This is a genomic window from Dyella marensis, from assembly GCF_900112865.1.
GTDB classification, from domain to species: domain Bacteria; phylum Pseudomonadota; class Gammaproteobacteria; order Xanthomonadales; family Rhodanobacteraceae; genus Dyella_D; species Dyella_D marensis_A.
Map to the genome: position 1 here is coordinate 112,471 of NZ_FONH01000010.1, position 21,326 is coordinate 133,796.

The 21,326-nt window shown below is 66.8% G+C and carries 14 protein-coding genes and 1 pseudogene; 5 read left to right on the forward strand and 10 right to left on the reverse strand.

Annotated features, from left to right (window positions below):
- Positions 1–3: 3 nt before the first annotated feature.
- Positions 4–3,090, forward strand: a complete 3,087-nt coding sequence (locus tag BM172_RS14225; RefSeq protein WP_026633791.1) for an efflux RND transporter permease subunit — start codon at positions 4–6, stop codon at positions 3,088–3,090.
- Positions 3,091–3,353: 263 nt separating this feature from the next.
- Here BM172_RS14225 and BM172_RS14230 read toward each other — a convergent pair whose 3' ends face one another.
- The 3 genes from BM172_RS14230 to BM172_RS14240 form a co-directional block, all read right to left on the reverse strand.
- Positions 3,354–4,796 carry a M20/M25/M40 family metallo-hydrolase gene (locus BM172_RS14230; protein ID WP_026633790.1) on the reverse strand — a complete coding sequence of 481 codons (1,443 nt, stop codon included), beginning with the start codon at positions 4,794–4,796 and terminating at the stop codon, positions 3,354–3,356.
- A gap of 226 nt (positions 4,797–5,022) precedes the next feature.
- Positions 5,023–5,433, reverse strand: a complete 411-nt coding sequence (gene mscL / locus BM172_RS14235) for a large-conductance mechanosensitive channel protein MscL (RefSeq protein WP_026633789.1) — start codon at positions 5,431–5,433, stop codon at positions 5,023–5,025.
- Between the two features lie 105 nt (positions 5,434–5,538).
- On the reverse strand, positions 5,539–6,225 hold the full coding sequence (locus BM172_RS14240) for a fumarylacetoacetate hydrolase family protein (protein WP_026633788.1): 687 nt from the start codon (positions 6,223–6,225) through the stop codon (positions 5,539–5,541).
- 261 nt (positions 6,226–6,486) lie between these two features.
- On the opposite strand from BM172_RS14240, the gene BM172_RS14245 reads away from it, so the two are divergent.
- The 4 genes from BM172_RS14245 to BM172_RS14260 all read left to right on the forward strand — a co-directional run bounded on the left by BM172_RS14245 (position 6,487) and on the right by BM172_RS14260 (position 10,999).
- The gene (locus BM172_RS14245) at positions 6,487–7,728 is read left to right on the forward strand and encodes an efflux RND transporter periplasmic adaptor subunit (protein ID WP_026633787.1); all 1,242 of its coding nucleotides are present in this window, start codon (positions 6,487–6,489) and stop codon (positions 7,726–7,728) included.
- 65 nt (positions 7,729–7,793) lie between these two features.
- A complete protein-coding gene (locus tag BM172_RS14250; RefSeq protein ID WP_026633786.1) occupies positions 7,794–8,480 on the forward strand; it encodes an ABC transporter ATP-binding protein in 687 nt (228 codons plus the stop codon).
- 11 nt (positions 8,481–8,491) lie between these two features.
- Entirely contained in the window at positions 8,492–9,655 is a 1,164-nt protein-coding gene (locus BM172_RS14255; RefSeq protein WP_026633785.1) for an ABC transporter permease, read from the forward strand.
- Positions 9,656–9,667: 12 nt separating this feature from the next.
- Positions 9,668–10,999, forward strand: coding sequence for an ABC transporter permease (locus tag BM172_RS14260; RefSeq protein ID WP_026633784.1), 1,332 nt, complete (start codon positions 9,668–9,670; stop codon positions 10,997–10,999).
- Positions 11,000–11,062: 63 nt separating this feature from the next.
- Here BM172_RS14260 and BM172_RS14265 read toward each other — a convergent pair whose 3' ends face one another.
- The 7 genes and pseudogenes from BM172_RS14265 to BM172_RS22790 all read right to left on the reverse strand — a co-directional run.
- The gene (locus BM172_RS14265) at positions 11,063–12,496 is read right to left on the reverse strand and encodes a MocR-like pyridoxine biosynthesis transcription factor PdxR (RefSeq protein WP_026633783.1); all 1,434 of its coding nucleotides are present in this window, start codon (positions 12,494–12,496) and stop codon (positions 11,063–11,065) included.
- A gap of 91 nt (positions 12,497–12,587) precedes the next feature.
- A complete protein-coding gene (locus BM172_RS14270; RefSeq protein WP_051548349.1) occupies positions 12,588–13,538 on the reverse strand; it encodes a thioredoxin family protein in 951 nt (316 codons plus the stop codon).
- Between the two features lie 67 nt (positions 13,539–13,605).
- Positions 13,606–16,764, reverse strand: a complete 3,159-nt coding sequence (locus BM172_RS14275; RefSeq protein ID WP_026633782.1) for a TonB-dependent receptor — start codon at positions 16,762–16,764, stop codon at positions 13,606–13,608.
- A gap of 223 nt (positions 16,765–16,987) precedes the next feature.
- Positions 16,988–17,440 (reverse strand): YdaS family helix-turn-helix protein, encoded by a 453-nt coding sequence (locus tag BM172_RS14280; protein WP_026633781.1) that lies wholly within the window; start codon positions 17,438–17,440, stop codon positions 16,988–16,990.
- Positions 17,441–18,092: 652 nt separating this feature from the next.
- Complete coding sequence (locus BM172_RS14285; RefSeq protein WP_081805022.1) at positions 18,093–19,145, reverse strand: fimbrial protein; 1,053 nt, start codon at positions 19,143–19,145, stop codon at positions 18,093–18,095.
- A 383-nt stretch (positions 19,146–19,528) separates the two neighbouring features.
- Entirely contained in the window at positions 19,529–20,944 is a 1,416-nt protein-coding gene (locus BM172_RS14290; RefSeq protein WP_081805021.1) for a short-chain fatty acid transporter, read from the reverse strand.
- A gap of 227 nt (positions 20,945–21,171) precedes the next feature.
- A pseudogene (locus tag BM172_RS22790) lies at positions 21,172–21,326 on the reverse strand (drug/metabolite exporter YedA); the annotation flags it as partial.

The window sequence follows — 21,326 nt, forward strand, 5'->3', positions numbered from 1 at the left end:
GCGATGAACCTGCCCGAGCTGTGCATCCGCCGCCCGGTGATGACCACGTTGCTGATGGCGGCGCTGCTGGTGTTCGGCATCGCCGCGTATCCGCGGCTGCCGGTGAACGAGCTGCCCAACGTCGACTTCCCCACCATCAGCATCAGCGCCAGCCTGCCGGGCGCCTCGCCGGAAACCATGGCCTCGGCGGTGGCCACGCCGCTGGAAGCGCAGCTGTCGACCATCGCCGGCATCAGCTCGATGAGTTCGACCAGCGCGCTGGGCTCCACCAGCATCACGCTGACCTTCGAGCTGGACCGCAATATCGACGGCGCTGCGCAGGACGTGCAGTCCGCCATCTCCGCGGCACTTCGCCAGTTGCCGAAGGAGATGACCACGCCGCCCACCTTCCGCAAGGTGAACCCGGCCGACGCGCCGATCCTGTTCCTGACCATGACCTCGTCCACGCTGCCGATGTCGCAGGTGGACGAGTACGCCGAGACCGAACTGGCGCAGCGCCTGTCGATGGTCGATGGCGTGGCGCAGGTGAACGTGTACGGCTCGCAGAAATACGCGGTGCGCGTGAGCGTCGATCCGGCGCGGCTGGTCGGTACTGGCGTCGGCATCGACCAGGTGCAGGCGGCGATCGCCGCCGCCAACGTCAACCAGGCCACCGGCTCACTGTACGGCACGCGCCAGCAGTTGCCGATCCGCAGCGAAGGCCAGCTGATGCGCGCCGAAGCCTATAACGACGTGGTGGTCGCCTACCGCAACGGCGCGCCGGTGCGCATCCGCGACCTGGGCCGCGCCTTCGACAGCGTGCAGAACGACTTGGCCGCCAGCTGGTACAACGGCGAGCGCGCCATCGTGCTGGCGATCCAGCGCCAGCCCGGCGCCAACACGGTGGAGACGGTGGACCGCATCAAGGCGCTGCTGCCGGGCTTTACCGCCGGTCTGCCGCCGTCGGTCAAGCTCAATACGCTGTACGACCGCTCGGTGTCGATCCGCGCCTCGGTGGACGACGTGCAGTTCACCCTGCTGCTGGCCGGCGTGCTGGTGGTGCTGGTGATCTACCTGTTCCTGGGCAATCTCTCCGCCACGCTGATTCCGGCCATTGCGCTGCCGATCTCGGTGATCGGCACCTTCGGCGTGATGTACGGGCTGGGCTACAGCCTGGACAACCTCTCGCTGCTGGCGCTCACGCTCGCGGTCGGCTTCGTGGTCGACGACGCCATCGTGATGCTGGAAAACATCGTGCGCCACATGGAGGCCGGCCTGCCGCCGTACGAGGCGGCGCTGAAGGGCGCCGGCGAGATCGGCTTCACCATCTTCTCGATGACACTGTCGCTGATCGCCGTGTTCATCCCGGTGATGTTCATGGGCGGCATCGTGGGACGCCTGTTCCACGAGTTCGCGGTGACCATCAGCGTGTCGATCCTGATCTCCGGCGTGGTGGCGATCACGCTGACGCCGATGCTGTGCAGCCGCTTCATCCGTGCGCACGACCATGAGCACAAGAACTGGCTGATCGCGCGCTTCGACCGCGCCTTCAACGCGGTGCAGAACGGCTACGCCGGCAGCCTGCGCTGGTGCATGGACCGTCCGCTGCTGGTGCTGGCCGGTTTCGTGCTGAGCCTGGCGGCGACGGCGCTGCTGTTCTACGTGACGCCGAAGGACTTCATCCCCGCCGGCGACACCGGCCAGCTGCGCGTCACCACCGAAGGTCCGCAGGACGTCTCCTTCGACAGCATGGTGGCGCGCCAGCAGAAGCTGGCCGAGATCGTCGCCGACGATCCGAACATCGCCGGCTACATGTCCAGCGTCGGCGCGGGCGGACCGCGCAGCACGGTCAACAACGGCTCGCTGCTGTTGCTGCTCAAGCCGGCCGGCGACCGCAAGCTCGGCCCGGACGGCATCATCCAGGAGCTGCGCAAGAAGTTTGCGCAGGTGCCTGGCATCCGCACTTATCTGCAGAACCCGCCGTCGATCCAGGTCGGCGGCCGCCAGTCCAAGGCGCAGTACCAGTACACGCTGCAGTCGATCGACCTGCCGCTGCTGTACGACTGGAGCGGGCGCATCACCCAGGCGTTCCAGCAGCTGGACGGCTTCCAGGACGTCACCAACGACCTGGACCTCAACAGCCCGTCGATCATGGTCGACGTCAACCGCGACAAGCTGGCCACGCTGGGCTTGACCATGGCGCAGGTGCAGTCCGCGCTGGGCTCGGCCTTCGGCCAGAACCAGATTTCCACCATCTACGGCGCGGCCACGCAGTACTGGGTGATCCTGCAGGTATCGCGCACGCTGCAGAACGATCCGGACGTGCTGTCGCGCCTGTACGTCACCTCCGCCAGCGGCACGCTGGTGCCGCTCGATACGGTGGCGACATTCCGGCGCCAGCCGCAGGTGCTGACGGTGAACCACCAGGGCCAGTTGCCGGCGGTGACGGTGTCGTTCAATCTCGCGCCCGGGGTGAGCCTTAGCCAGGCCGTGCAGCGCATCGACGCGGCGATGGACAAGATCGGCCTGCCGGCCACCATCAGCGGCAGCGTACAGGGCACCGCGCAGGCCTTCCAGGATTCGATGCAGGGCATGGGCCTGCTGTTGCTGCTGGCGGTGTTCGTGATCTACCTGGTGCTGGGCATCCTGTACGAGAGCTTCATCCATCCGCTGACCATTCTTTCCGGCCTGCCTGCCGCGGCGGTCGGCGCGCTGCTCACGCTGGTGATCTTCAACGCGTCGCTGGACCTGTTCGCCTTCGTCGGCATCGTGATGCTGATCGGCATCGTCAAGAAGAACGCGATCATGATGATCGACTTCGCGCTGGAGCGTCAGCGCGACGAGGGCATGGCGCCGGCGGTGGCGATCTACGAAGCCTGCAAGGTGCGTTTCCGCCCGATCATGATGACCACCATGGCAGCCTTCGCCGGCACCTTGCCGATCGCGCTGGGCATCGGCGCGGGCGCGGAAACGCGCCGGCCGCTGGGCCTGGCGGTGGTGGGCGGCCTGGCGGTGTCGCAGGTGCTGACCTTGTATCTGACGCCGGTGATCTATCTGTACCTGGACCGGGTGCAGACGCGGTTCTCAAAGAAGCAGCAAAGTCCGGCGTAGGTTGGGGTGAGCCGCAGGCGAACCCCAACGGACATCGCCTCGTGCCGCCACGTTGGGGTTCGCTGCGCTCACCCCAACCTGCGCCAGCTCGTCATTCCGGCGCAGGCCGGAATCCAGTGACGACAACGTCTGATTCTCGCGACAGCGCCGGTTCGCTTCTCCGCGAAAATCCAACGGCGCGGTTACTGGATTCCGGCCTGCGCCGGAATGACGAAAAAAAAGCGGCCCGAAGGCCGCTTTTTTCATGCCGATGAAACGAGCGCTCAGTCGCGCGCGCCATCGTTCTTGAACGCATCCGGCGCCGAACCGAAGTCCCCGTCCGCCTGCGCCGCCATGTACGAGAACGCCGCATACACCGCCACGTTCTGCGCCAGTTCGCGCGGGTCGATCTTGTCCAGCGTGTCGTTGGCGGTGTGGTGGTAGTCGAAGTAGTCGGTACCGTCCTGGGTCAGGGTCAGCGCGGCCATGCCCTTGGCGTGCATCTGCGACAGGTCGGAACCGCCGCCGCCCGGATGCTGCGGGTCGTAGGCCACGCCCACCGGCTCGATCACCTTGGCGATCTGCTCGATGGCGCCGCGCGCCGACGGCTTCACGCTGGCGGTCATGCGCCAGATCTTGCGCGCGCCGAAGTCGGACTCGGTGCCGAGCTGGTGCTTGCTCACTTCCGAGGCGTGCTTGTCGGCATACGCGCGGCCGCCGAACAGGCCCATTTCCTCGTTGGCGAAGGCGATCACGCGGATGGTGCGGTCCGGACGCTGCGGCAGGCTCAGGATCATCTTGCCCGCGGCCATGGCGATCGCCACGCCGGCGCCGTCGTCGATCGCGCCGGTGCCCGGATCCCAGGAATCGAGATGTCCGCCGATCGGCACGATCTGGTCCGGATACTTCTTGCCGGTGATCTCGCCGATCACGTTGGCGCCGGTATAGGTGCCGGTGATGCCGCAGTCGAGATCGAGCTTGATGCTGACCGGCTTGCCGTAGCCGAGCACGCGGTCGAGCTGGTCGGCGTCCGGCAGCGACAGCGCGGCGGCGGGGATGGCTTCCTTCGGATCGCGGAAGCCGGTGACGCCGGTGTGCGGCGTGCGGCTGTGCTCGTCGGTGCCGGCCGAGCGCAGCAGGAAGGCGGCGGCGCCCATCTTCGAGGCGAGCACCGGACCGCCGGTGCGCACGGCCGAGCCGATGCCGTAGTCATGGCCGTCCCTGTGGCGCGCCATCTTGGCGTTGACGAAGACGATCTTGCCCTTGACGCTGGCCGGATCGGCTTTCTTCAGCGCGTCGAGGCTGTCGAACTTGACCACCTCGGCGGTGAGGCCGCCCTTGGGCGTGCCGGCGGAATAGCCCAGCGCGATCACCGCCAGCGGCTGCGGGAACGGGCCGACGATGGCGGCGTGTTCGCTGCGGCGTTCCCACAGCGGGTAGGTGACGGTCTCGGTATAGACCTTGTCGTAGCCCAGCTCCTTGAACTTGGCCACGGCCCAGTCGCGGCCGCGCTGGTCGTTCGGGCCGCCGGCGATGCGCGGGCCGACTTCGGTGGTGAGCGATTCGACGATCTTGTAGCCGGTGTCGTCGCCCATCGCCTTGTCGCGCAGCTGCTCGGCCGTCTTGACGGCCGACTGCGGGATGGTGGTGGCCTTGTCGGCGGCACTGGAAGCGCCGGCGGCGAGCGCGAGGCTGGCGGCGAGCAGGGTAAGAGGCAGGCGGCGCATCGGGGACTCCTCGGGGTAAACCCCGATTATCGCGCCGGTCCGCACGGCCGCTTAGGCCAGAAGTCACGGTTGGGGCGGGAATAGAGAATCGGGAATAGGGAATAGGAAGAGCAGCGCTCCTCATGTCCCGATTCGCCCTGTTTACCCGAGCAAAAGCGCCCATGATCGCGGCGCCTCGCTCTTCCTATTCCCTATTCCCGACTCTCTATTCCCCCTGAAGCGGCAGCTAGCGCTGCTGCTTCAGCAGGTCCCGAATCTCGGTCAGCAGCGTCTCGGTCGGCGGCGGCGGTGCCGGCGCGGCTTCCTCGCGGCGGGTGAAGCGGTTGATCGCCTTGACCACCAGGAAGATCGCGAAGGCGATGATCAGGAACTGGATCACCACGTTGATGAAGGCGCCGTACTGGATCGCGACCTCGGCGATCTTGTGCTTCGGATCGCTGTCGTCGCCGGGCTTGAGCACCCACTTCATGGCGGAGAAATCGACACCGCCGGTGAGCACGCCGATCGGCGGCATGATGATCTGGTCGACCAGCGAGGTGACGATCTTGCCGAACGCGGCGCCGATCACGACACCGACCGCCAGGTCGACGACGTTGCCGCGCATGGCGAATTCCTTGAACTCTTTCAGCATGCCCATTGCTGCTCTCCCTCGTGAGTGGATGTTGTTGCCCCCTGGGATGGGCGGCGAGCGCAGCGCAGTCCGCGCGCTGCCAGCTTGCCGCCGCCGGCGTGGTGAAGCCGTTTATACGATGCGGCCGTCCAGCGTCGCGATGCCTTCCAGCGCCGCGTGGAAGCTGTCGCCACGCTGCAGCGCGGCGACGCCGGCCGGCGTGCCGGTGAAGATCAGGTCGCCCGCCTTCAGCTCGAACAAGGTGGACAGGATGGCGATGATGTTCGCCACGTCGTGGACCATCTCGCCCAGCGTGGCCTGCTGCCTGACCGTGCCGTTGACCGCGAGGCTGAGGCCGGTGCCTGCCGACAGCCGCGCCTCGGCGGCCGGGCGCAGTGCCGAGACCGGCGCCGAATGGTCGAAGCCCTTGGCCACGTCCCACGGATGGCTCTTGGCCTTGGCCACCGCCTGCAGGTCGCGACGGGTCAGGTCCAGGCCGACGCCGTAGCCCCAGACCAGCGAGCCGGCATTTTCCGCCGGGATGTCGCGGCCGCCGGCGCCCAGTGCCACCACCATCTCCACTTCGTGGTGCAGATCCGCGGTGGCCTGCGGATAGGGCACGTCGGCGCCGTCGGTGACGATGGCGTCGGCCGGCTTGCAGAAGAACAGGGGCGTGTCCTTTTCCACCGTCGCGCCCATCTCGCGGGCGTGCTCGGCGTAGTTGCGCCCGATGCAGAACACGCGGCGCACAGGGAAACGCTGGTCGCTGCCATACACCGGCAGGCTGGGCTGGAGCGGGGCGGGGATGACGTAGGACATGCGCGGAAGGGTAGCAGCTAGGCGGGGTGGGCCGGCAGGGATACGTGCCGTGTCAGCTATCGCAGGAACGCGCGGAGCGCTATACCCCTGTCGATTTCGGGCCGTCTGGTTCGACGTAAGAGGGACGACGGCTGGGGCGATGTCCCCGGATGACAGCTGTCATTGCCATCGGCTGATGAGGCGTTCTGCAAAGGCTTGCGGCCTTGCCTCATCGTGCCGGTCCATCGGTAACCGGTGGGAACCGGTTTTTGGGGAGCAGGTGTGAAGAACGCGGAACTGCTGAAGGAATTGCGCATCGAGCGCCATGAGCGCGAGGACCATGGCCATGGTCCAGGGCGCTGGCCATGGATCGTGGGCGGCGTGGTGGTCGTTCTGCTGGCGGCAGGCGCCGCCGGCTGGATGCTGTGGGGCCACCCGACGCTGGAAGTGAAGACCGCCACCGCCGTCGCGCCCAGCGCGGCGTCCGGCCCCGGCGCGGTGCTGCAGGCCACCGGCTACATCACCGCTCGCCGCCAGGCCACGGTGTCGGCGCAGATCACCGGCACGCTGACCGAGGTGCTGATCGAGGAGGGCGACCGGGTGCAGAAGGACCAGGTGCTCGCACGCCTGGACGACAACGCCTATCGCGCCGCGCTCGACGCGGCCCAGGCCAATGCGCGCGCCGCCGAGGCGCAGGTGCTGCAGCAGCAGGCGCAGCTGGACCAGGCGCAGCGCGACGCGGTGCGCGCGCACACGCTGGCCACCAGCGGCCTGGTGCCCAAGCAGCAGGACGAGCAGGCGCACACCCTGGTCAACACCACCGCGGCCCAGCTCAACTCGCAGCGCAAGCTGGCCGCCGCGGCGCAGGCGCAGGCCACGCAGGCGAAGGTGAATTTCGACTACACCGTGGTGCGCGCGCCGTTCACCGGCGTGATCACGGCCAAGGCCGCCCAGGTCGGCGAGATCATCTCGCCGCTGTCCGCCGGCGGCGGCTTCACCCGCACCGGCGTGGGCACGATTGTCGACATGGATTCGCTGGAGATCGACGTCGACGTCAACGAGGCCTATATCGGCCGCGTGCAGGCGGCGATGCCGGCCGAGGCGGTGCTCGATGCCTACCCGGACTGGAAGATCCCGGCCCACGTCATCGCCGTCGTGCCCGCCGCCGACCGCGGCAAGGCCACGGTGAAGGTGCGCGTCGCGCTGGACCAGAAGGATCCGCGCATCGTGCCGGACATGGGCGTGCGCGTCTCCTTCCTGGAGAAGGCCGCACCGAAGCAGGCCGCCGAAGTGCCGAAGGGCGTGCTGGTGCCCGCCGCCGCGATCGCGCAGCGCGACGGCCACGACGCGGTGTTCGTGGTGAGCGGCGATACCGCCCATCAGCGCGCGGTGCAGCCGGCGCCGCAGGCCTATGGCGAGATGCGCCTGCTGCCGGCGGCCGTGCAGGCGGGCGACACGGTGGTGGTCTCGCCGCCGGAAGAGCTGAAAGACGGCATGCGCGTGAAAAGCGCGACGAATCCTTGAGTGCGGCCCTGCCGCGCGACGACAACCTCGAAGGTCAACGCAGTTTCAGGAGAACAGGCATGAGCATGGGCACGCTGATCGAAGTCCGCGATCTTTCCAAGGTGTACGAGCGCGGCAAGCAGAAAGTGGAAGTGCTGCATCACATCAACCTCAACATCGCCGAGGGTGATTTCCTCGCGCTGATGGGGCCCTCCGGCTCGGGCAAGACCACCCTGCTGAACCTGATCGGCGGCCTGGATTCGCCGACCGGCGGAAGCATCGGCGTGGGCGGCCAGCGCATCGACCAGCTCGGCGCGGGCGCGCTGGCCAAGTGGCGCGCGGCGAACGTCGGCTTCGTGTTCCAGTTCTACAACCTGATGCCGATGCTGACGGCGCAGCGCAACGTGGAGCTGCCGCTGCTGCTGACCAAGCTGTCCGCCGCGCAGCGGCGCAAGAACGCCGCCATCGCGCTGCAGCTGGTAGGCCTGGACGAGCGCTCCTCGCACAAGCCCAGCGAGCTGTCCGGCGGCCAGCAGCAGCGCGTGGCGATCGCGCGCGCAATCGTCTCCGACCCGACCCTGCTGGTCTGCGACGAGCCCACCGGCGACCTGGACCGCCAGTCGGCCGAGGACGTGCTGGGCCTGCTGCGCACGCTCAATCGCGAGCACGGCAAGACCATCGTGATGGTCACCCACGATCCCAAGGCGGCCGAATACGCCAACCACACGCTGCACCTCGACAAGGGCACCCTGGTCGAGCAGGCGTTGGCCTGAGGGATGCCGCGATGAAATATCTCCATCTCATCTGGGCCGCGCTGTTCCGGCGCAAGACCCGCACCATCCTGACCCTGGTGTCGATCGTCACCGCGTTCCTGCTGTTCGGCATGCTGGATGCGGTGCGCAATTCGTTCGACCAGGCCGGCCAGAGCGCGAACGGTGCGCAGCGCCTGCAGACCGGCTCGCGCCTGTCCTTCATCCAGACCCTGCCGTCCGGCCTCAGCAGCCAGATCGCGCAGGTGCCCGGGGTGAAGTCGGTGGCGTATGCCAACTGGTTCGGCGGTGCCTACCAGGATCCGCACAACCAGGTCTTCAGCTTTGCGGTAAGCGACAACTATCTGGACCAGTATCCGGAAGTCGAAGCCAGCCCGGCGGCGCGCAAGGCCTTCGAGAACACGCGCACCGGCATCCTGGTGGGCGAGAAGCTGGCGCAGCGCTTCGGCTGGAAGGTCGGCGACAAGATCCCGCTGCAGTCGACCATTTTCCCGCTGCACGACGGCAGCAAGAACTGGAGCTTCGACATCGTCGGCACGCTCAAGGCCAAGGAAGCCAGCGCGGCCTGGTACGACCAGATCGTGCTGATGCACTGGAAGTACTTCGACGAAGGCACCGCCTACAACAGCGGCATGGTGGGCTGGTACGTCACGCGGGTGAACGACGTGAACCAGGCCGACCGCGTGGCCAAGGCGATCGATGCGATCTCCGCCAACTCCGACCACGAGACGCGCACGCAGACCGAGCAGGCCGCCACCGCGGCGTGGATGAAGCAGCTGGCCGACATCGGCCTGATCGTCGGCTCGATCATGGGCGCGGTGTTCTTCACCCTGCTGCTGCTGTCGGGCAACACCATGATGCAGGCGGTGCGCGAGCGCACGTCCGAGCTGGCGGTGCTCAAGACCATCGGCTTCACCAGTTCCTCGGTGCTGCTGATGGTGCTGGCCGAGTCGGTATTGCTGGTATTGCTCGGCGGCGTGATCGGACTGGGCCTGGCCTCGCTGCTGATTCCGGCAGTGGCCAAGGGCAGCGGCGGCATGCTCAACCTGCCGGGCGTCACGGCCGGCAGCTGGATGCTCGGCCTGGGCATCATGGTGCTGATCGGACTGCTGGTGGGTGCGCTGCCGGCGATCCGTGCGATGCGCCTGAACATTGTCGATGCACTGGCTGGACGCTGAGGAACCGACGCCATGTCCAAATCCAAGAATTTCCTGTTCGGCTTCGGCCTGTTCCTCCTCGTCATCGCGTGCCTGGCGGTATGGATCAACCTGCCGCCATGGATGGTCGCGGCGGTGGCGGTGCTGTTCGCGTTGTGGATGGCCTTCACGCGGCGCGGCCGCCAGGCCGCGTCGGTGACCGGCGTGGGCATCAGCACGCTGAAGGCGCGGCTCGGCTCCTCTGCGGTGGTGGTGATCGGCATCGCCGGCGTGGTCGGCGTGCTGGTCGCGCTGCTGGCGATGGGCGAGGGCTACGCGGAAACGCTGCGCAAGACCGGCAGCGCCGATACCGCCATCGTGATGCGCGGCGCATCCGCCAGCGAGGTGATGTCCGTGCTCGATCGCGACAGCGTGGTGGTGATTCCGCAGACCGCGGGTATCGCGCGCAACGCCAAGGGCGAGCCGATCGCTTCCCCCGAGATCGTGGTGGCCGCCAACCTGCCGGTGAAGGGCGGCAAGAGCGCCGACGACGAAGGCAGCGTGCAGCTGCGCGGCGTCGGCGAGCATGCCTGGGAGCTGCGCCCCAATCTCAAGATCATCGCCGGCCGCAAGTTCAATCCCGGCATGCGCGAGCTGGTCGTGGGCAAGGGTGCGCAGCGGCAGTTCGCCGGCCTCGAACCGGGACGCGAGATCAGGCTGGGCAGCCAGCAGTGGACCGTGGTCGGCGTGTTCGCCAGTGAAGACGCCCTGGAATCGGAAGTCTGGGGCGATGCTCCGGTCGTGGCCGATACCTACCGCCGCGGCAGCAGCCGTGCCTCGGTGACGGTGAAGCTGGCCGATCCGAACGGTTTCAAGGCGTTCCAGTCCACGCTGTCCGCCGACCCGCGCCTGAAGGTCGACGCCAATACCACGCTGGACTACTTCAGCAAGCAGTCCGAAGGCACCAGCAAGGTGATCCGCATCATCGGCATCACGGTGGGCCTGATCATGGCGATCGGCGCGCTCTTCGGCGCGCTCAACACCATGTTCGCCGCGGTGGCCTCGCGTGCGAGAGAGATCGCCACGCTGCGCGCGATCGGTTTCCGCGGCCTGCCGGTGGTGGTGGCGATCATGCTGGAGACCATGCTGCTGGCCCTGCTCGGCGGTGTGATCGGCGGCGCGCTGGCCTGGCTGATCTTCAACGGCTATACCGCGTCCACGCTGGCGCAGGGCTCGGTGGGGCAGCTGACCTTCGCGTTCCACGTGTCGCCGGCGCTGCTGTGGACCGGCGTGAAGTGGGCGCTGGCGATCGGCTTCGTCGGCGGCCTGTTCCCCGCGGTGCGCGCGGCGCGGCTGCCGGTGACGACGGCCTTGCGCGAGCTCTGACAAGCACCACGTTCGTTCGAGCAAACCCCCGGGCTCGCGCCCGGGGGTTTTTCTTTGCCGCGCTCAGGCCGGCACCGCATCCAGGCATTCGCCGAACAGCTGCATCGCCTCGCGCAGCTCGGCGACCGACAGGCTGCAGTAGCCGAGCAGCAGACCGGGGCGTTCCGGCGGCACGAAATAGTGCGGCGCCATCGCATACAGGCCGAGTCCGCGATCGTGCGCGTGCCAGATCAGCGCCTCGGCGCGCTCGTGGTCGTAGCCGTTCAGCCAGGCCACGACGTGCATGCCGGCCGGCGAATGCACGATCTGCACGCGGTCGCCGGCATGGCGGCGCAGGCCGGCGAGCAGCGCCTCGCGGCGGGCCTGCAGCTCCTTGCGGGCATGCCGCAGGTGGCGCTCGAAGCCGCCGTTTTCCATGAAGTGCGCCAGCGCGGCCTGCTCGATGCCGGGCGAGGAGACATCGCTGAGATACTTGGCGGTGGTGAGGTCGGCGCGCAACGATTCCGGCATCACCAGGTAGCCCATGCGCAGCGTGCCGAACAAGGTCTTGGAAAAAGTGCCGGCATAGATCACCCGGTCGCCTTCGTCGAGCGAGCGCAGCGCGGCCAGCGGATGGGCGTCGTAGCGGAACTCGCCGTCGTAGTCGTCCTCGATGATCCAGCACTGCTTGCTCGCGGCATAACGCAGCAGCTCCAGCCGCCGCGGCAGCGACAGTACGGCGCCGGTGGGGAACTGGTGCGAGGGCGTGACGCAGATCAGCTTGGGCGCCTGCTCCGGCAATTCGGCGCAGACCAGGCCATCGTCGTCGCAGCGCACGGGATGGAGCTGCGCGCCATGCGCGGTCAGCACGTGATACGCGCCGAAGTAGCGCGGGTCTTCCATCACCACCGTATCGCCCTCGTCGAGCAGGACGCGTGCGCACAGCGCATAGGCCTGCTGCGTGCCTGTGACGATCAGGATGTTGTCCGGATGGGTCAGCAGCCCGCGCCGTCGGGCCAGGTATTCGCAGATCTGCTGGCGCAGCGCCGGCAGGCCCCAGGAGCCGGTGATGCCGAGCGACGAATAGGCGGCCGCGCGAGCCAGCTCGCGGCCCCAGGCGGCATTCAGGGCCGGGTTGGTCAGCGGATCGCCGTAGCGCAGTTCGTAGCGCAGGCCGTAGTGCAGGCGTGCGATGCGGCGATCGCGGAACTGCCTGGCCCGTTCGGCGTAGCGCGAGGCGGCGGTGTCGGTGGCGTCGGCCGTGCGCGGCAATGACGGCGTGAGCTGCAGTCCGCTGACGTAGCTGCCCGAGCCGACCCGGCCGTTGATGAAGCCCTCGGCGCGCAGCTGCTCATAGGCCGCCAGCACCGTGGTGCGCGACAGGCCGAGATTGAGCGCGAATTCGCGCGTGGGCGGCAGGCGCGAGCCGGCGACCATGCGTCCGTCGAGGATGGATGATTTCAGCGCACGCACCAGCTGCGCGTAATGGGGGCCGTGACCATCGAGCTCGAGGAACATGCCAGCGCACTCTCGGGGGCGGTCGAAAAGGATTCGCCCATAAGAGTTGCGCACAACCCGGGTGTGCAGCAATCCCGGCCGGCGGCGCGGCTCAACCAAACGTGAAGGAGTACACGCGCAGGCCCGCCTGCGGGATGCGCAGGCGCAGCAGGTGTTCGCGGTCGTCGCTGCTGTCGAACAACGTATAGAGGCGGCTGCCCTGCACGGTGACCGTAGCTTGCGGCTGGCCGTCGACGGTCACCTCAAGCGGCATCGCATGCTCCGCGCTGGCGACCAGGTACAGCTTGGCGGCCTTGAAGCGCAGCTGCAGTTCGAGCTCCCCGCCGACGGAGCGTGCGTACTGCCGCGTGATCTCCCACTGTCCGGCCAGCGCGAACTGGTGCAACGGCAGCTGCGCGGGAAGGCTGAAGCGGCGCGTGCCGTCGCTGGCGCTTTCGGCGTTGCCGAAGCCTTGCCGGCCAGTGCTGCCCAGGTGCAGTTCGGGCGTGTCGCCCATGCCGGGCTTGAATACCCCCGCGGCATTGCCCGGTGCCTGCATGTCCAGGCCGAGCAGCAGCCGGATCGCGTTCTCCATCTTGTCGTAGCCGCCCTCGCCGTAGTGATGGCCGATCAGCCGGCCATCGCGGTCGACCAGGTATTCGGCCGGCCAGTACTGGTTGTGCCAGGCGTTCCACGTGGCCAGCCTGCTGTCCATTGCCACCGGATAGGTGACACCACTGCGCCCGATCGCCTCCTGCACATTGGCCGGGTCATGCTCGAAGTCGAACTCCGGCGAGTGCACGCCGATCACCACCAGGCCCTGGTCCTTGTACGTCTCGTACAGATGCTGGACATGCGGCATGGCGCGGATGCAGTTGATGCAGGAATACGCCCAGAAATCGATCAGCACGACCTTGCCGCGCAGGCCGGACATGCTCAGCGGCGGCGAATTGAACCAATGGTCGATGCCGGCGAACTCGGGCACCTGCGTGGGCGTGGACGCGGCGATGCTGCCGGACAGGAAGCCGAGCAGCAGGCCGGCGGACAACAGCAACTTCTTCATCACTGTAGCTCCGGAAGGAAGGCATGCCGACGCCCCGCGCGGGGCATCGGCACCGGTGGCACGAGGCTCAGTAGTCGTACGTGATGCCCAACTGCACGTAGCGCGGCGACTGCGTGGACAAGGGCAGGTTGTAGGTCGGGCGCACGGCCAGCGAACTGCCGTAGCGTCCGTTGGTCTGCGTGATCTGTTGCTTGTTGAGCACGTTGTAGATCTGCACGTTGAAGGCCAGCCGCTGGCCCGCCCACGCGGGGCGGTATTGCGCGCCGAGGCTCAGCAGATAGGTCCATGGCTGGCGCTTGTAACCCGGCACCACCGGCACGCCGCCGCAGAAGTGGTAGAACGAGCCGTAGCCCAGACCCGGGTTGGTCTGGTCCGCGCCATACAGGCCCAGGCAGGTCTTGGGCGCGCCGGACAGGATCGCGATGTTGCCCGACACCAGCCATTCCGGTGCGAACTGGTAGTAGCCGTAGGCCTTGAGCTGGTGCTTGCGATCGTTCGACAGGGCGCCGTTGGCGTAGTCCATGACCTGGGTGTAGTCCCAGTCCACCGTCGCCGACACGTCGGTCTGGCCGATGTCCGAACGCACCTGGCCTTCGGTGTTGCCGTAGTTGCGCGAGAACAGATAATCGATCTTGCCGTACCACTTGCCGTCGAACGGATGCTCCAGGTACATCTCCAGCGCGTAGTACTTGCGCTTCAGATCGGTGTTGAAGCCCATGTCCTTTTTCCAGTCCAGCGGCACCTCGTAATAGCCGCCCGACAGCTTCGGCACCTGGATGACCGGGTTGCTGCCGGGATTGATCAGGTAGCTGCCCTGGATGCCGTTGACCTTGTCGTAGTCGTTCATGCCCAGCTCCGCCATCTTGGCGGCGATGCGGCCGGTGTCGCCCCAGTCGTCGATGGCGCGGCCCAGCTTGCGCCAGGTGGCCTTCGCACCGTAGACCCAGGATTCGCCGAGCCGCTGGTCGAAGCCCAGGATCAGCTCGTCCTGGTATTCGGACTTGATATTGGTGGCGGCGGCGGTCTTCGGATCGCGCGGCTGGCCGTATTCGAGATTGGCCGAGATCGGCTGCTCCAGGCCGCGGTAAGTGTCGATCGGCGTCAGCCCGGTGGGGTAGCCGGTGGTCGGATCGATGCCGGTGTAGGTGTAGTACACGTTGGTGAAGGTCGACGAGCCGGCCGAGCGCAGCGCCACCGAGGCCGGCACCGCCAGGTAGTAGCGGCCGGCGTTGCCATACACCTTCAGGCTGGAATCGCCGTTGACGTCCCAGGTGAAGCCCAGCCGCGGCGCGAGCTGCGAATGGGTGAGCCTCAGGTAAGGCGTGCCGGCGCCGTTGTAGTTGGTGAACTGGTCGTTGCGCAGGCCGATCTTGACCAGCCAGCGATCGTTGATCTGCCACGCGTCCTCGATGTACTGCGCCTGCTGCTTGACGCGCACCGACGCGCTGTTGGCGAAGACCTGCCTGGAGACGTAGTAGCCGGTCGAGCCGCCGGGATAGGCGCCCGGCGCCTGCACCCAGGGGTAGTTTTGCCAGGCCGGTCCGTTCGCATCGGGGCCGCCGGTGATCCAGGAGGTCGGATCGCCGGACGCATACGCCCATCCGTAGCCGGGCCCGGACGTGAACTGGCCGTCGTGGATGTCGCGCACGTTCTGGTTGTCGATGCCGGCGGTGAGGGTGTGGTCGCCGAGCTTGTAGCTCAGGTCCAGGCGCAGGTTGGTGTTCTTGGTGATGTGCTGCGGATCGAACAGCTGCACCACGGTCTGCGCATTGCCGTAGGACTGCCCGCCGGTCAGCGCGGGGTTCTGCGAGGACTGGCCGATGATCGGGCTCAGCGTCGGGTCGTAGCCCGGCAGCTCGTTATAGTGCGTGCCCTTCATCTTGCCGTACAACACGGACAGCGTGAGGGAGTCGGTGATGTAACTGGTGAACTTGGCCAGGTACAGGTCGGAGCCATCCTTGATGTTCAGATCGTGATGATCGAACGGCCCCTGCTTGCCGGTGGCGTAGTCGTATTGATACAGGTTGCCGCGGTAGGACGTCTTGTTCGATGCGCCGGTGACTTCGAGCAGGTTGTTGTCGGTGATGTTCCAGTCCAGCTTGGCGTACCACTTCGGATCGGTCAGCCGGGTATGGTTGTTGTAGCTCGGCGGCAGGTTGAAGCTCACGCCTGTCACCGAACCGACCGCACCGGAAGGCGTGCCGGACGAGGCACCCGTGCCCTGGATGCGCTCGGCTTCCACCGAGGCGAACACGTACAGCTTGTCCTTGATCAGCGGACCGCCGACATAGGCATCGGCCGTGGTGGTGGTGGACTTGTTGTCGCCGCGCCTCCAATAAAGCTGGCCGGCCTTGGGGCTGCCTTCGCCGTAGTAGATGTCGCGCGGATCGCCCTGCAAGGCCTTGGGCTTCCACAACAGCTGTCCGCCGAAATGCCATTCGTTGGTGCCGCGCTTGCCGACCTGGCTGATCACGCCGCCGTCGGAACGGCCGAATGCCGCGCCATAGCCGCCGCTGAGGATTTCTTCCTGGTCGATCGAGCCGTAAGGCAGGGTCAGGCCGCCGAAGCCGCTGATCGGATCGGTGGTGTTGAAACCGTTGATGTAATACGCGTTCTCGGTGACCGAGGAACCGCCGAACGAAACGAACTTGCGCGGCGACGAAGCACCCATGCCCATGCCCATGAAGGTATCGCTGCCTTCCACCGCACCCGGCGCGAGCAGGGCGATCGCCTCGGCGCTGCGCGCCAGCGGCAGCCTGGCCAGCTGTTGCGAGGTGACCACGGTGCGCGAGTCGACCTGGGTCACGTCGATCGCCGGCAGGCTGTTGGCGGTGACCGTCACCGCCGACAGGTTCTGCGCATTCGCCCCCGCGAACGAGACCTCGGTGCCCGCACCCACGTGCAGTTCGACGTTGTTGCGCGTATCGATGGTCTGCCCGTCGCGCTGCAAGGTGACGGTGTAGGTGCCCAGCGGCAGCGCGCCGATCGCGTAGCGGCCCGATGCATCGACCGCCACCTGCCGGGTGACGCCCGACTCGTTCTGCACTTTCACCGTGCCGCCCGCGGCGGCCGGCGCCTGGCCGAAGATGCTGCCGGTGGTGGCCTGTGCATGCACGGGCGGCGCGGCGATGCCGTACAAGGCGAGCGCGACGGCGAGGCCGAGGCTGGACGTGCAGGCGTGATATCCGGCCGCGCGATATCGGCGGGTCTGGCGCTGGTTGTTCATGGCTACTCCCCTCTCAATAGCTTGGTGGACGCGGCATGCAACGGAGGCCGGGCTGGCCTCGCCGCCGCGAAGGACGCTCAAGGCGGTGCGATCGGCACCGGTGGCAGCCAGCGCAGGTTGCAGACACTCCGTCGGCAACTGGCGCTGGCGGTTTCGGCGCACAGGACTTCACCACCTCCCGGGCGGAAGCCTGTGCACGCAAACATGGAAGCGATCCGGACGATCACGCGGTCGCTGCCTGCTGATGGCTGCGCAGAAGAGCGGCCAGCAGCTTGTGGAATGCGATCAGCCGTCCGGCATCGGTCGGCCCCGGCTGGGCGAGCAGGCCATAGAGCTCGGCGACCGCTTCGGCGCGCTGCGCAGTACTCAGCGAGCCGCCGGCCAGCACGATGTACGACTGCAGCACCTGCAGGGCGGCGGCGAGCCGCTCGGCATCGACGCCCTGGTGATGCCCGCGCGCATCGTCGGCAGGCGGCGCAAGCCCGGCCTGGCCATCGCTCATGCAGCCCTCGCCGGTGACCAGCCAGATCGGCGATACGCGCAGCGCGCGGGCCAGCGCCAGGCAGCGCCCGCGCGAGATGTCGCCGCGGCCATCGCACCAGGTGCGCACCGTGCGCGCGGTGACGCCGCAGCAGCGTGCAAGCGCGCTGGCGCCGCCGGCACGTTCGATCAGCAATTGGATGCGAGCGGGAAAATCCGCTGCGTAAGTTGATGAGGTGGGCGCAAGCCTGGTGTCAGCCGTGGTGGAGCTGGCGGATTCGCGCTGCGCAGGGTCGGCCGCCAGCGCAAAAGCATGGATGGATACGGCGGGAGACGGGGTTTCTCGCGCAGCGACCGCTGCAACGCCATCGGGCATGGATACCAAAGCGGACACAGGGGTTCACTCCGGATCAACAGGGTTGGGGAAAAAGGACTCGCGGGGAGTGGGGATCTCCCGGCGAGCCATATGGCGGCGTTAACCGTTGAGGGTGGGGGCCATCAACTTTTCGTTATGCGCGGCCGGGGGCAAAGATAGGCGTGCGCATCTCGGGCGGTACATAGCCAATTCACGCGGATTGCTAGAAGCCAATTCATCCGGACATGGCGTGTCCTATTGGCTTTTCTTCAGGGAAGCCGGTTTCTCCATGGCGCCGGCCACGGCTTCACTAAACGACAGGCGCGCATGCCGGCGCTTCTATTTTCTTGCTCAGGCTTCCGGTGCGACCGGCATGGCCAGGCGTGTCGCGGAATTGCAATCAAGGCCGGCGGCGAACGTATGGGCGCAGCTTGCGCTGCCCTGGATGGGCTGGCGATGGACGATCAGCTCTCTGCTCTGCGTGGCTGCCGCTCTATTGATATGAAAGCGTAAAGGACGCAGCGACATCTACCTTGCCGATAGGAAACGCTTGGGTTCCGCTCTTCTGGTAGGAAGCGACAAAGGGAATGTTCAATACGCCGTCGGGCGTGTCGCTGACGCGCCACTGGTTGACGGTCCCGGCGGCCGAAGAGTCGGGGCCAAAAACTACGCGAGTCCCGTCTTCGCGCTCGATTTTTACGGCCGCGGCAGTACCGGATTCGCCCTTCGGAAGAAGTACGTCGAGGGTGCTGCCAGGATGGTTGGCATCGGTCATCGTTATATAGAGCGTTGCGCCTTTCTGGCACTTCAGCGAAATGGAGAAAGGTGTGGCGCCTGCGCTTGCGTCTCTCGCGGCAAGCGCGCTCTGCGATATCGATGGAAGATTCACGGTCTGCATCGGATTGGTCACTGTGCAGGTCTTCAAGGCGGCGGATCGGATGGTCCAGGAAGGTGAGAATCTGGAATTTGCTTCCATGCCATTGCCCCAGGCCTGGGCCGGGACGTGTCCGTTCACGTTGAGGGAAAATGAAGAGTTGGAAGAGGATATCGAGCCTGTTTTGACCAGCTCCATCGTGATGCTCCACTCAGCGGCGGTCTGTCCCGCGTAAGCTTTTTTGACGGCAAAGCCTTGGCTGACCGTTACTATTCTCTCCAGCGCCAGGGTTTCGCCCGCTTCGCCTCTGACGCGCAGCCCGATGCCGGCCGGCCAACCCCCGCCGGACGGCGGCGCATAGACGTAGGTCAAACCCGGAACGGCAGAGGAGTTCACCGGCGCTGAAAGCTGAAGCACCCAATGGGATGGCGCATTGATCGTGCCCGCTACACAGTTCCATGACCAATGAAGCGCGATCTGGGAGCTCGGGATCGCCGCGCCGACGGGAAGGTCGGCCGGAATGTCCAAGAGGGCGGTGGGCGAGGAGGGTACGGCCGGACTGCCGACTTGCTTGCAGCCGTCAGTGGCCGCGATGGCGATGGGGGAGAACATCAAGACGAACCATGCCAGCAGGGCGATGTGGCGCAGGTGATGGGCTCGGACCGGATGCATGGCGGTTTACTCACATAAGTGATTTGGTACGCGAACAAGTCTTTCTGCAATAGAAGTCATGTTGTCAGCACGACATCCCGGGAATTTCTGCGATGCGCGATGTGCTGGATTTTTTGGTGCGGGCGCCATTGACATGCTGCCCGGATAGCTGGGTTGCGAGCGACGACGCCGGCTGAAATTCAGGCCATATGGCCTCTATGAAGACGCAAGCGGAGACTTTCGGCGATGCCGGAGTCGGCAGCCTGATCGTCCGCTGCCATGGCGCGGAATCTTCACCGGCGGTGACCGGCGCGTGAGTGAGTGCGGCGAAGATGCTGTCGCGTCGAAGGCAAGCGCAGTTGGCAGCAGCCACATGCAGCCAATGCATTAGTCCGGGTGTGGCGTTATGGAATCACCGGCGGTGCGTAAGTCAGGGTGAGCCCGAGCAGCCACAGCAGGCCCAGCACCAGCGGCACGTGCACCAGCAGCTGGATGAAGGTGAAGCCCACCACGTCGCGCGCCTTCAGTCCCAGCACGCCGAGCAGGGGCAGCATCCAGAACGGATTGATCAGGTTCGGCAGCGCCTCGGCCGCGTTGTAGACCTGCACCGCCCAGCCCAGGTGCACATGCAGGTCGTTTGCCGCCTGCATCACGTATGGCGCTTCCACCAGCCACTTGCCGCCGCCGGAAGGCACGAAGAAGCCGAGCACCGCGGAATACGCGCCCATCACCAGGGTGAAGGTGTCGGTGGAAGCGACGTGCACGAACAGGCCCGACAAGCGATGCGCCAGCGTGTCGCCGCCGAAGCCCGGCGCATGCGTCAGCAAGGCCGCGATGCCGCCGTACAGCGGGAACTGGATCAGCACGCCGGCCGTGCTCGGCACCGCGCGCGCCACGGCGTTGAGAAAACTGCGCGGGCGCCAGTGCAGCAGCAGGCCCAGGGTGAGGAACAGGAAGTTGTAGGTGTTGAGGTTGGCGATGGCGCTTACCGCCGGCTTGGTGGCGAACTCATAGCCGAGCCAGCCCAGGCCGAGCAGGCCGATCAGCAGCGACAGCAGCGGGCTGTATTCCAGCCATTCGCCGGGACGCGTGCGCGGCGGCAGCGGCGGCGTGGCGGCAGTTTCGGCGACGCCGAAATCCTCCGCGGTGCGCGCGCTCGCGCCGGACGGCGCGGTGAACCAGCAGATCAGCAGGGACACCGCGATCAGCACGGCGGTCAGCAGGATCGACTGCCACAGGAAGATGGTCTGGCTGAAAGGCAGCACGCCGGTGATGTTGAGCAGCGCCGGCGGCATGCTCTTCGGATTGGCCTGCAACTGCGCGGCGGACGAGGAAAGACCCATCGCCCACACCGCGCCCAGGCCCAGATAGGCCGCCGCGCCGGCGGCGCGATAGTCCATGCGCAGCTCGATGCGCCGCGCCAGCGCGCGCACCAGCAATCCGCCGAACACCAGCGAGAAACCCCAGGACAGCAGCGAGGCAAGCATGCTGACCAGGCCGACGTAGCACACCGCGCCGCGGCCCGTGCGCGGCACGCGGGCCAGCACGTCGATGAAGCGCGCGACCACCGGCGCGGTGGCGACGACGTAGCCGCCGATCACCACGAAGGCCATCTGCATGGTGAAGGGAATCAGGCTCCAGAAGCCGTCGCCGAAGGCATTGACGGTGACGGCGGGCGTGGCGCCGAAGGCCAGGGCGGCGGCGGCGACCAGGATCACGCCGAGCGCGGCGAACACCCACGCATCGGGAAACCAGCGCTCGGCCCAGGCGGAGCTGCGCAGGGCCGCGCGGGCCAGTGCACCTTCGTTCGCATTTTGCATCGACGTTTCTCCCCGCGATGACGTAAGCCCCTCTCCCTCCCGGAGAGGGGTTGGGGTGAGGGTACGGCCGGAGCGCAAGGGTGAAGTGCACCGCTCCGCCCGCACCCTCATCCGGCTGCCGCCACCTTCTCCCGGTGGGAGAAGGGTTCAACCGTGAAGATTGAGGCCAGATCCAAACGTGGGGATGGTGGATGAGTGCTGGAGCAGCGGCAATACGATCTTCGTCGTCAACCCTTCGCGCGCTGCTTGAACAGCGTGATGATCGCCACGCCGAGCAGGATCACCGCCATGCCGGCGATGTCGTAGGGGCCGACATGCTCGCCGGCCAGCAGCACGCCGAACAGCACCGCCACCGGCGGGTTCACATAGGCGTAGCTGGTGG

Excerpts from the sequence above, each read along its gene's own strand:
- BM172_RS14225 (WP_026633791.1), top strand. The coding sequence starts at position 4 with ATGAACCTGCCCGAGCTGTGCATCCGCCGCCCGGTGATGACCACGTTG.
- BM172_RS14230 (WP_026633790.1), bottom strand. The coding sequence starts at position 4,796 with ATGCGCCGCCTGCCTCTTACCCTGCTCGCCGCCAGCCTCGCGCTCGCC.
- mscL (WP_026633789.1), bottom strand. The coding sequence starts at position 5,433 with ATGGGCATGCTGAAAGAGTTCAAGGAATTCGCCATGCGCGGCAACGTC.
- BM172_RS14240 (WP_026633788.1), bottom strand. The coding sequence starts at position 6,225 with ATGTCCTACGTCATCCCCGCCCCGCTCCAGCCCAGCCTGCCGGTGTAT.
- BM172_RS14250 (WP_026633786.1), top strand. The coding sequence starts at position 7,794 with ATGGGCACGCTGATCGAAGTCCGCGATCTTTCCAAGGTGTACGAGCGC.
- BM172_RS14255 (WP_026633785.1), top strand. The coding sequence starts at position 8,492 with ATGAAATATCTCCATCTCATCTGGGCCGCGCTGTTCCGGCGCAAGACC.
- BM172_RS14260 (WP_026633784.1), top strand. The coding sequence starts at position 9,668 with ATGTCCAAATCCAAGAATTTCCTGTTCGGCTTCGGCCTGTTCCTCCTC.
- BM172_RS14265 (WP_026633783.1), bottom strand. The coding sequence starts at position 12,496 with ATGTTCCTCGAGCTCGATGGTCACGGCCCCCATTACGCGCAGCTGGTG.
- BM172_RS14270 (WP_051548349.1), bottom strand. The coding sequence starts at position 13,538 with ATGAAGAAGTTGCTGTTGTCCGCCGGCCTGCTGCTCGGCTTCCTGTCC.
- BM172_RS14275 (WP_026633782.1), bottom strand. The coding sequence starts at position 16,764 with ATGAACAACCAGCGCCAGACCCGCCGATATCGCGCGGCCGGATATCAC.
- BM172_RS14285 (WP_081805022.1), bottom strand. The coding sequence starts at position 19,145 with ATGCATCCGGTCCGAGCCCATCACCTGCGCCACATCGCCCTGCTGGCA.
- BM172_RS14290 (WP_081805021.1), bottom strand. The coding sequence starts at position 20,944 with ATGCAAAATGCGAACGAAGGTGCACTGGCCCGCGCGGCCCTGCGCAGC.